The following is a 10,826-nucleotide window of genomic DNA, read 5'->3' on the forward strand; positions in this document are numbered from 1 at the left end:
AACGCGGCCTGAATTTGGCTGAAAGGGGCGCGTCATGGGCTTTCGCATGGGAATTGTCGGCTTGCCGAACGTGGGCAAATCGACGCTGTTCAACGCGCTGACGAAAACCGCCGCCGCGCAGGCCGCGAACTTTCCCTTCTGCACCATCGAACCCAACGTGGGCGATGTCGCGGTTCCCGATCCGCGCCTGGACACGCTGGCCGCGATCGCGAACAGCAAGCAGATCATCCCGACGCGGATCACCTTCGTGGACATCGCGGGCCTGGTCAAAGGCGCCAGCAAGGGCGAAGGGCTGGGCAACCAGTTCCTGGCCAACATCCGCGAGGTGGACGCCATCGCCCATGTGCTGCGCTGTTTCGAGGATGGCGATGTCACCCATGTCGAGGGCCGCGTCGATCCCGTCGCGGATGCGGAAACCATCGAGACCGAACTGATGATCGCCGATCTGGAATCGGTCGAACGCCGCCTGGCCAACATCGCGCGCAAGCTGAAGGGCGGCGACAAGGACGCCGTGGCCCAGGAACGCCTGCTGAAATCCGCGCAGGCCGCGTTGGAATCCGGCCAGCCCGCCCGCACGGTGCAGGTCGCGGACGAGGACCGCAGGGCCTGGGACATGCTGCAACTGCTGACCGCCAAGCCCGTGCTGTTCGTCTGCAACGTCGAGGAGGACCGCGCCGCGACCGGCAACGCCCAGTCCGACCGCGTGGCCGCCATGGCGCGCGCGCAGGGCGCCGGGCATGTGGTGATTTCGGCCCGGATCGAGGAGGAGATCAGCCAGCTTCCCGCCGACGAGGCCCAGATGTTCCTGGAGGAGATGGGCCTGCACGAGGCGGGCCTGGATCGCCTGATCCGCGAAGGCTATGCGCTGCTGGGGCTGGACACCTATTTCACCGTCGGACCCAAGGAGGCCCGCGCCTGGACCATCCACCGGGGCACGCTGGCCCCGCAGGCGGCGGGCGTGATCCATGGCGATTTCGAACGCGGCTTCATCCGCGCCGAAACCATCGCCTATGACGATTACGTCGCCTTCAAGGGCGAGGCGGGCGCGCGCGAGGCGGGCAAATTCCGGGTCGAGGGCAAGACCTATCCGGTCAAGGACGGCGACGTCCTGCATTTCCTGTTCAACGGCTGACGCGCTTCAGCGGGTCAGAAAATACCAGGCGGCCCCCCCGATCAGCAGGACCACCGCCAGAACCCCGCCCGTTCCCCGCCACCGGGACGCCGGTTCCAGCGGATCGACCGACAGCGGCGCCTTGCCGTGGCCCAGGCTTTCGCGGATCCGCTGGCGGGCGCGGGCGGGGGCCATGACCGGGGTCAGGTCGCCCGCGAACCGCGACAGGTGTTCCTGCCAATCCCGCATCCGTTCGGCAAGGGCCGGGTCCGTCGCACGGCGATCGGCCAGGCCCAGCGCCATCTCGGCCGCCAGCATGTCGTCCGGGCCGCCGTCGGCCAGGGGATTGATCCGCGCCAGGCCGTCATGCAGTTCAAGACGAACGGCCTCGGCCGGCAGGCCCTGGGACTGCGCCAGCCCGGCCATGCCGATGCCGTGCAGATAGGCGGCGCGCACCATGTCGATTCCGTCCAGGGCCGGCCCGCCGGTCGGGGGGGCCGCCGGTGTCGCCCGCTCCATCGCCTTGTCCCGCGCCATCGTCGCCAGCCAGGCCATCGGCGACAACCCGCTGCCCGGGAACCGCCCGGCCTGTTCCCAGATACCGACATAAACCTGTTCCAGCACGTCCTCGGCCGCGCCCCGGTCCCGCAGCACCGACAGGCACAGCGCGTTCAGCCCCGCCGAGGTGGTGTCATACAGGGTATCGAAGGCCCGGCGGTCGCCCTTGGCGACGCGTGCGATCAGATCCTCCAGAATCGTGGGGCTGGCATTCGGCAAGGGGCTGAAATCCTCTTGTGGTTGAAGGCCACCTTAGCAGCCGACCCGCCCCCGTCAACGCGGCCCCGGCTTGCGCATGGCGGACTTATGCGCAATCAAGGCAGCCATGCGACGAAAGGGCCTGTGATGCTGGACATGAACGCCAAACCCACCGAAGAGATCGACCTGCGCGAGGCGTTCGGTCTGGACAGCGACATGAAGGTCAGGGGTTTCGCCGAACGCTCGGATCGCGTGCCCGAGATCGACAGCACCTACAAGTTCGACCCCGATACCACCCAGGCGATTCTGGCGGGCTTTGCCTATAACCGGCGGGTGATGATCCAGGGCTATCACGGCACCGGCAAGTCCACCCATATCGAACAGGTGGCGGCGCGGCTGAACTGGCCCTGCGTGCGGGTGAACCTGGACAGCCATGTCAGCCGGATCGACCTGATCGGCAAGGACGCGATCAAGCTGGTCGACGGCAAGCAGGTCACGGTATTCAACGAGGGCATCCTGCCCTGGGCGCTGCGCAATCCGGCCGCCATCGTGTTCGACGAATACGACGCGGGCCGCGCGGACGTGATGTTCGTCATCCAGCGCGTGCTGGAGGCCGACGGCAAGCTGACCCTGCTGGACCAGAACGAGGTGATCACCCCGCATCCGTGTTTCCGACTGTTCGCCACCGCCAACACCGTGGGCCTGGGCGACACGACGGGCCTGTATCACGGCACCCAGCAGATCAACCAGGGCCAGATGGACCGCTGGTCGCTGGTCAGCACGCTGAACTACCTGTCCCACGACGCCGAAGCCGCCATCGTTCTGGCCAAGAACCCGACCTACAACACCGAAAAGGGCCGCAGGATCATCGGCCAGATGGTGACGTTGGCCGACCTGACGCGCACGGCCTTCATGCAGGGCGATCTGTCCACCGTCATGTCGCCGCGCACGGTGATCGCCTGGGCGCAGAACGTGCGGATATTCGGCAACAACATCGGCTATGCCTTCCGGCTGACCTTTCTGAACAAATGCGACGAACTGGAGCGGCAGACGGTCGCGGAATTCTATCAGCGCCTGTTCGACGAGGAACTGCCGGAAAGCGCGGCGGCGCGGGCGAAGTAAGACGGCTGGCCGCGTAAACGGCCAGCCATTCGGTCAGGCGACCTCCTCGGCCACCGGATAATCCACGTAACCCTGCGGCCCGCTGCCATAGAAGGTGGCGGGATCCTGCTGGTTCAGCGACAGATCCTCGCGCAGGCGGCGGGGCAGGTCGGGGGTGGCGATGAAGTCCCGGCCAAAGGCCGCCGCATCGGCGCGGCCCGTGCGGATCAGGTCGGCGGCGCTGTCGCGGGTCAGCCCTTCGTTGGCGATGACCAAGCCGCCGAACGCCGCCTTGATGTCGGCCATCAGGCTGTCGGGTCCGGGATGTTCGCGCAGGCAGATGAAGGCCAAACCCCGGTCGCGCATCTGCCGGGCGACATGCGTGAACAGCGCGCGGGGGTCGCTGTCGCCCATGTCGTGGCTGTCGCCGCGCGGCGCCAGGTGCAGGCCCACGCGATCCGCGCCCCAGACACCGATCACCGCATCGGCGATCTCGTTCAGCAGCCGCGCGCGGTTTTCGATCGGCCCGCCATATTGGTCGGTGCGCCGGTTGCTGCCGTCTTGCAGGAACTGGTCGATCAGATAGCCGTTGGCGCCATGGATCTCGACCCCGTCAAAGCCCGCGCGCCTGGCGTTCTCGGCGCCCTGGCGATAGGCCTCGACGATGCCGGGGATCTCGCCGGTCTCCAGGGCGCGGGGGGTCACGTATTCCTTTTTCGGACGCACCAGGCTGACGGTACCCGCGGGCTTGATCGCGCTTGGCGCGACCGGCAGTTCGCCGTCCAGGAACTGGGGGTCGGAAATGCGCCCAACATGCCACAGTTGCAGAAAGATCAGCCCTCCCTGGTCATGGACGGCCTTCGTGACCAGCTTCCAGCCCTGCACCTGGGCGTCGTTCCAGATGCCCGGCGTGTCGGCATAGCCCACGCCCATGGGGGTCACGCTGGTCGCCTCTGACAGGATCAGCCCGGCACCGGCACGCTGCGCATAATATTCGGCCATCATCGCGTTCGGCACGCGCGCGGCCCCGGCGCGGGCGCGGGTCAGGGGGGCCATGACGATGCGGTTGCGAAGGGTCAGGGGTCCAATCGGCAGGGGATCGAATAGGGTCGGCATCAATGGTCCTTTCGTTTTTGCATCCTCTGCACCTGTGCACGGCGCCTTGCCGTGTCAACATGCAGGCCGCGCATGACAGCCTTGGCCTGCGCGCCGTGCCCGGCTAGAACCGTCGTCCAGACCCGGAGGACACCATGGACACAGCCGTCCGCATCGCCCGCACCATCGCCGGCGAAATCGACGCCACCCCAGCCCAGGTCACAGCGGCGGCGGCATTGCTGGACGGGGGCGCCACGGTCCCGTTTGTCGCGCGTTACCGCAAAGAGGCGACGGGCGGGCTGGACGACACGCAACTGCGGATGCTGGCCGACCGGCTGGCCTATCTGCGCGACATGGAATCCCGGCGCGCGGCGATCCTGGGGTCGGTCCGGGACCAGGGCAAGCTGACCGACGACCTGGCCCGTGCCATTGCCGGGGCCGCGACCAAAGCCGCGCTTGAGGATATCTATCTGCCCTTCAAGCCCAAGCGCCGCACCAAGGCGATGATCGCCCGCGAAAACGGGCTGGAGCCGTTGTTGCGCGCGATCCAGGCCAACCGCGGCGCCGACCCCGCCACACTGGCGGCGGCATATGTCGGGGCCGCCGTGCCCGACACCAAGGCCGCTCTGGACGGCGCGCGGGACATCCTGGTCGAGGAACTGGCCGAAAACGCCGCCCTGCTGGGCGCGTTGCGCGACTTCATGCGGGCCGAAGCCTTCATCGCCGCCAAGCTGATCGCGGGCAAGGAAGCCGCCGGCGCCAAGTTCAGCGATTACTTCGACCACCGCGAGAAATGGTCCGCGATCCCCTCGCACCGCGCGCTGGCCATCCTGCGCGCCGCGAAAGAGGAGATCGTGACCATCGGAATCGCCCCCGACCCGGATACCGGCACGCAACGGGCCGAGGGAATCGTGGCGCAGGCGCTTGGCCCCCTGGGCAGCGGGCCGGGGGACCAGTGGCTGCGGCAGGTGGCGGGCTGGACCTGGCGGGTGCGGCTGTCGAACACGATGTATGTCGATCTGCTGACCGACCTGCGCAGGCGCGCCCATGACGAGGCGAGCCGGGTCTTTGGCCGCAACCTGCGCGATCTGCTGCTGGCCGCCCCCGCGGGCGCGCGGGCGACGCTGGGCATCGACCCCGGCATCCGCACCGGCTGCAAGATCGCCGTGGTGGACGCCACCGGCAAGCTGCTGGACACGGCGACGATCTATCCCTTTCCCCCGAAAAGCGACCTGCGCGGGGCCGAGGCGGCCTTGCTGGCGCTGATCGCGAAACACGGCGCCGACCTGATCGCCATCGGCAACGGCACCGCCAGCCGGGAAACCGAACGGCTGGTGGGCGACGTGCTGAAGCGCCTGCCCAAGGGTGCCACGGTGCCGACCAGGGTGGTGGTCAGCGAGGCCGGGGCCTCGGTCTATTCCGCATCGGAACTGGCGGCAAAGGAATTTCCGCAACTTGACGTATCCTTGCGGGGCGCGGTGTCCATCGCCCGGCGCTTGCAGGATCCGCTGGCCGAACTGGTCAAGGTGCCGCCCGAATCCATCGGCGTCGGCCAGTACCAGCACGATGTGGACCAGCGGCATTTGGCGAAAACGCTGGAGGCTGTGGTCGAGGATGCCGTGAACGCGGTCGGCGTGGACCTGAACACCGCATCCGCGCCGCTTCTGGCCTATGTCGCGGGGCTGGGGCCGTCGCTGGCGCAGAATATCGTCGCTTGGCGCGACGAGAACGGCGCCTTTCCGTCGCGCGCGGCGCTGAAGAAGGTGGCGGGCCTCGGGCCGCGCGCGTTCGAACAATGCGCGGGCTTCCTGCGGATCCCCGGCGGCAAGGAACCGCTGGACGCATCCGCCGTCCACCCCGAGGCCTATGGCATCGCGCGCAAGATCGTCGCCGCCTGCGGACGCGACATCCGCGCCATCATGGGCGACGGCGCCGCGCTGAAATCCATTCGGGCCGAACAGTTCGTGGACGACGATTTCGGCCTGCCCACCATCCGCGACATCCTGGCCGAACTGGAAAAGCCCGGCCGCGACCCGCGCCCCGGCTTTGTCACCGCCAGCTTTGCAGAAGGGGTCGAGGCGATCACCGACCTGAAACCCGGCATGATGCTGGAAGGAACGGTGACGAACGTCGCGGCCTTCGGCGCCTTTGTGGACATCGGCGTTCATCAGGACGGGCTGGTCCATGTCAGCCAGCTTGCCGACCGCTTCGTCAAGGATCCGAACGAGGTGGTGAAGGTCGGCCAAGTGGTCCGCGTCCGCGTAACCGAGGTGGACGTGCCCCGCAAGCGCATCGGGCTGACCATGCGCCGCGATGGCGACGCGGCCCGTCCCGCCCCCAGGGCGCCCGGCAAGGCCGGTCCGGGGTCGGCCTCGGCTGCCCCCAAGGCGGGCAGCCAGGGCGGTTTCGGGGCGGCCCTGGCCGAGGCGATGCGCCGGAAATAGGTTTCTTTGCGCCGTCGCGGATCCGATCCGGCCCATGGACGTTCGGTGCCGTCATGATCGGGGACCGCACGGATGCGCATCGGAATAAAGGTCGAACTGAACTACAGGCTTCTGACGCCGGGTCCGGCCATCCTGGCGGTCGAGGCGGCAGGAGCCTTCGGGCAGGAAATCAGCAACGCCACAATCGACTTCGGCCCGGTCGAACACCTGGCCCGCGTGCCGGGCGAGGAAGGCATCGGCGAAAAGATCATCATCCGCGCGGCCGAGGATCTGCGCTGTTCCTATTCCGCCGATGTGGTGGTGACGCGGCCCCGTCCGGTCTTCGACCGCATGTCCGCCATGGAGGTGGACGAGATGTCGGGGGATGCGCTGCGCTATCTTCTGCCGTCGCGCTATTGCCAGGCGGAACGGTTCGTGGCTTTCGCCGATCAGCGTTTCGGCGACAAGGCGGGCGGCGCCAAGGTTCTGGCGATAAGGGACTGGATCGAACAGCGGCTGGACTATGTTCCAGGCGTCAGCGATTCCGCGACGACGGCGGCGGATACGTTCCTGGAACGGCGCGGGGTCTGCCGCGACTATGCGCATCTGATGATCGCGCTGTGCCGGGCCGCCCAGATCCCCGCCCGCATCGCCAGCGTCTTCGCCCCGCGGGTCGAGCCGCCGGATTTCCACGCCGTGGCCGAGGTCTATCTGGACGGCACCTGGCACCTGATCGACCCGACCGGCATGGCCGCGGCCGACGAAATGGCTCTGATCGCGGTCGGGCGCGACGCGGTGGACGTGGCCTTTCTGACCACCATGACCGCAACCGAACTGCAAACCCAGACCGTCGCCGTCACCCGTCTGGACTGACGCGCCCCGACCGGGATTGTTGACCGTCCGGATGTTCCGGCGCAGGCTTGCGCTTGACAGGCCCGCGCCCTGCGGGCTAAAGCGTAAATGAACGGTCGTTCAATAAATCCATGGGGGTCTGGATGTTCACGCGGGGGATGGAATTCGATCTGGGCGAGGATGTGAACGCGCTGCGCGACATGGTGCATCGCTGGGCACAGGACCGGGTCAAACCCATCGCGGCCCAGGTTGACCGGACCAATGAATTCCCGAACGAACTGTGGACCGAGATGGGCGATCTGGGCCTTTTGGGCATCACCGTCCCCGAGGAGTTCGGCGGATCGGGCATGGGCTATCTGGCCCATGTCGTCGCGGTCGAGGAGATCGCGCGGGCCAGCGCCAGTGTCAGCCTGTCCTATGGCGCGCATTCCAACCTGTGCGTGAACCAGATCAAGCTGAACGGCACGGACGAACAGCGCGCGAAATACCTGCCCGACTTGTGCAGCGGCAAGGCCGTGGGCGCGCTGGCCATGTCCGAGGAAGGCGCCGGCAGCGATGTCGTCGGCATGAAGCTGCGGGCCGACAAGAAGAACGACCGCTATGTCCTGAACGGCAGCAAGTACTGGATCACCAACGCCCCCGATGCGCAGACCCTGGTCGTCTATGCCAAGACCGACCCCGAGGCCGGCAGCAAGGGCATCACCGCCCTTATCGTCGAACGCGGCATGGCGGGGTTTTCCACCAGCCCCCATTTTGACAAGCTGGGGATGCGCGGGTCGAACACGGGCGAGTTGATCTTCGAGAATTGCGAGATCCCGTTCGAGAATGTTTTGGGCGAGGAAGGCCGGGGCGTGCGTGTCCTGATGTCGGGCCTCGATTACGAACGGCTGGTGCTGTCGGGCATCGGCACCGGGATCATGGCCGCCTGCCTGGACGAGGTGATGCCGTATGTGCGCGACCGCAAGCAGTTCGGCCAGCCGATCGGATCGTTCCAGCTGATGCAGGGCAAGATCGCCGACATGTATGTCGCGCTGAACACCGCCCGCGCCTATGTCTACGAGGTCGCCAAGGCCTGCGACGCGGGCAAGGTCACGCGGCAGGACGCGGCGGGCGCGGTGCTGTACGCCAGCGAACAGGCCATGGTCCAGGCCCATCAGGCCGTGCAGGCCTTGGGCGGGGCGGGGTTCCTGAACGACAGCACCGTCAGCCGCCTGTTCCGCGACGCCAAGCTGATGGAGATCGGCGCCGGCACCAGCGAGATCCGCCGGATGCTGATCGGACGGGAACTGATGGGGCTGGCCTGATGCGCGCGGCGCTTGTCGTGACGCTGATCGCCGCCCCGGCTTTGGCGCAAGACCCCGCGCTGACGGTCGATCCCTCGGTGGTCGAGGCTTGCGTGGCCGAAACCCCCGCGGGCGATCTGACGCCCGACTGCATCGGCGCGGCCGCCAGGCAATGCCAGCAGGCGCCGGGCGGCGATACGACCATCGGCATCGCGCAATGCGTGATGGGCGAACACGCCGCCTGGGATGCGGCGCTGAACCGCGAATACCAGGCGGCGCGGGCACAGTATGCCGACGACCGGACCGCCGCCGACAGCCTGCGCGACGCGCAGCGCGCCTGGATCGCCTGGCGCGATGCGGAATGCGCGTTCCAGTACGACCGCTATGGCGGCGGCTCGATGCGCATGATCGCCTCGGCCAACTGCCAGATGAGCATGACGGCCATGCGCGCTTTGGAATTGCGGGACTTGCAGGGATGGTAGGCGCGCGCGCCCACGGCTCGGGCCGCCACCCCATGATTGCCCTTGCAGCGGCATGGCCGACAATGGCCTGCCGCGCCTTATCCGGGAAAGCCTGTCCATGAAGCTGTCATCCGCCGCCCTGACGACCTCGGACACGTTCCGCGCCAACCGCGACGCGCATCTGGCGCTGCTAGAGGTTGCGCGGCAGGCGGCCCTGGCCGCCGCCGCCGGGGGCGGTCCCAAGGCCATGGAACGTCACACCGGCCGGGGCAAGATGCCGCCGCGCGACCGGGTGGCCAACCTGCTGGATCCCGGCAGCCCGTTCCTGGAAATTGGCGCCACGGCCGCGCATGGCCTGTATGACGGCGCGGCGCCGGGCGCGGGCGTGATCGCGGGCATCGGTCGCGTGCACGGTCAGGACGTGATGGTCGTGGCCAACGACGCCACCGTCAAGGGCGGCACCTATTACCCCCTGTCCGTCAAGAAGCACCTGCGCGCCCAGGAAATCGCCGGGGAATGCCGGTTGCCCTGCGTCTATCTGGTCGATTCGGGCGGCGCGAACCTGCCCAACCAGGACGAGGTGTTTCCCGACCGCGACCATTTCGGCCGCATCTTTTACAATCAGGCGCGGATGAGCGCCAAGGGCATCCCCCAGATCGCCGTGGTGATGGGATCCTGCACGGCGGGCGGCGCCTATGTCCCCGCCATGTCCGACGTGACGATCATCGTGCGCGACCAGGGCACGATCTTCCTGGCCGGTCCCCCCCTGGTCCGCGCCGCGACCGGCGAGATCGTGACCGCCGAGGATCTGGGCGGCGGCGATGTCCACACCCGCCTGTCCGGCGTGGCGGATTACCTGGCCGAGGATGACGCCCACGCCCTGGCCATGGCGCGGCGCGCCATCGGCAACCTGAACCGCCGGATGCCCGACAGCGTGGTCTGGCAATCCCCCGAACCCCCGGCCTTCGATCCCGACGAAATCCTGGGCGTCGTGCCCGCCGACCTGCGCACCCCCTATGACATCCGCGAGGTGATCGCGCGGGTGGTGGACGGCAGCCGCTTCGACGAATTCAAGGCGCGCTTCGGGGAAACCCTGGTGACGGGTTTCGCCCATGTCGAGGGCTGCCCGGTCGGCATCGTCGCCAACAATGGCGTTCTGTTTTCCGAAGCGGCGCAAAAGGGCGCGCATTTCATCGAGCTGTGTTCGCAGCGATCCATCCCGCTGGTGTTTTTGCAAAACATCACCGGCTTCATGGTCGGGCGCAAATATGAAAACGAGGGCATCGCCCGGCATGGCGCCAAGATGGTGACGGCAGTGGCGACCACGAACGTCCCCAAGATCACCATGCTGGTCGGCGGCAGCTTCGGGGCCGGCAACTATGGCATGGCGGGCCGCGCCTATTCGCCGCGCTTCCTGTGGACCTGGCCCAATTCCCGCATCAGCGTGATGGGCGGCGAACAGGCGGCGGGCGTGCTGGCGACCGTTCGGCGCGAAGGAATCGAACGCCAGGGCGGCACCTGGTCCCTCGACGAGGAAACCGAATTCAAGCGCCCCACCATCGAGATGTTCGACCGCCAGTCCCACCCGCTCTACGCCTCGGCCCGGCTGTGGGACGACGGCATCATCGACCCGCGCAAGACCCGCGACGTGCTGGCCCTGTCACTGCGCGCCGCGCTGCACGCGCCCATCGAACCCACCCGCTTCGGCGTGTTCAGGATGTAGGGGACGCCGCAGGATGGTTTC

9 protein-coding genes are annotated in these 10,826 nt (G+C 67.7%); 7 read left to right on the top strand and 2 right to left on the bottom strand.

Features of this window, described 5'->3' with window-relative positions; genetic code table 11:
- Nucleotides 1–34 precede the first annotated feature (34 nt).
- On the top strand, nt 35–1,132 hold the full coding sequence (gene ychF / locus CHB77_RS14005) for a redox-regulated ATPase YchF (RefSeq protein WP_089388836.1): 1,098 nt from the start codon (nt 35–37) through the stop codon (nt 1,130–1,132).
- A gap of 6 nt (nt 1,133–1,138) precedes the next feature.
- Here the strand turns inward: ychF and CHB77_RS14010 are convergent, their stop codons facing one another.
- Nucleotides 1,139–1,888 (bottom strand): sigma factor, encoded by a 750-nt coding sequence (locus CHB77_RS14010; RefSeq protein ID WP_089388837.1) that lies wholly within the window; start codon nt 1,886–1,888, stop codon nt 1,139–1,141.
- Between the two features lie 126 nt (nt 1,889–2,014).
- Between CHB77_RS14010 and cobS the strand changes: the two genes are divergently transcribed.
- Nucleotides 2,015–2,989 (top strand): cobaltochelatase subunit CobS, encoded by a 975-nt coding sequence (gene cobS, locus CHB77_RS14015; protein WP_089388838.1) that lies wholly within the window; start codon nt 2,015–2,017, stop codon nt 2,987–2,989.
- 33 nt (nt 2,990–3,022) lie between these two features.
- Here cobS and CHB77_RS14020 read toward each other — a convergent pair whose 3' ends face one another.
- Nucleotides 3,023–4,084 carry an alkene reductase gene (locus tag CHB77_RS14020; RefSeq protein WP_089388839.1) on the bottom strand — a complete coding sequence of 354 codons (1,062 nt, stop codon included), beginning with the start codon at nt 4,082–4,084 and terminating at the stop codon, nt 3,023–3,025.
- Nucleotides 4,085–4,218: 134 nt separating this feature from the next.
- On the opposite strand from CHB77_RS14020, the gene CHB77_RS14025 reads away from it, so the two are divergent.
- The 5 genes from CHB77_RS14025 (at nt 4,219) to CHB77_RS14045 (ending at nt 10,805) form a co-directional block, all read left to right on the top strand.
- Entirely contained in the window at nt 4,219–6,507 is a 2,289-nt protein-coding gene (locus CHB77_RS14025; RefSeq protein ID WP_089388840.1) for a Tex family protein, read from the top strand.
- Between the two features lie 72 nt (nt 6,508–6,579).
- The gene (locus tag CHB77_RS14030) at nt 6,580–7,359 is read left to right on the top strand and encodes a transglutaminase-like domain-containing protein (protein ID WP_089388841.1); all 780 of its coding nucleotides are present in this window, start codon (nt 6,580–6,582) and stop codon (nt 7,357–7,359) included.
- A gap of 122 nt (nt 7,360–7,481) precedes the next feature.
- Entirely contained in the window at nt 7,482–8,642 is a 1,161-nt protein-coding gene (locus tag CHB77_RS14035; RefSeq protein WP_089388865.1) for an isovaleryl-CoA dehydrogenase, read from the top strand.
- Nucleotides 8,642–9,103, top strand: a complete 462-nt coding sequence (locus tag CHB77_RS14040; protein ID WP_089388842.1) for a lysozyme inhibitor LprI family protein — start codon at nt 8,642–8,644, stop codon at nt 9,101–9,103. The genes CHB77_RS14035 and CHB77_RS14040 overlap by 1 nt, the downstream gene beginning before the upstream one ends.
- Nucleotides 9,104–9,200: 97 nt before the next feature.
- Nucleotides 9,201–10,805, top strand: a complete 1,605-nt coding sequence (locus CHB77_RS14045; protein WP_089388866.1) for a carboxyl transferase domain-containing protein — start codon at nt 9,201–9,203, stop codon at nt 10,803–10,805.
- The last annotated feature ends 21 nt before the right edge of the window (nt 10,806–10,826 follow it).

The organism is Paracoccus sediminis, assembly GCF_900188295.1.
In the GTDB taxonomy this organism is placed as follows: Bacteria; Pseudomonadota; Alphaproteobacteria; order Rhodobacterales; family Rhodobacteraceae; genus Paracoccus; species Paracoccus sediminis.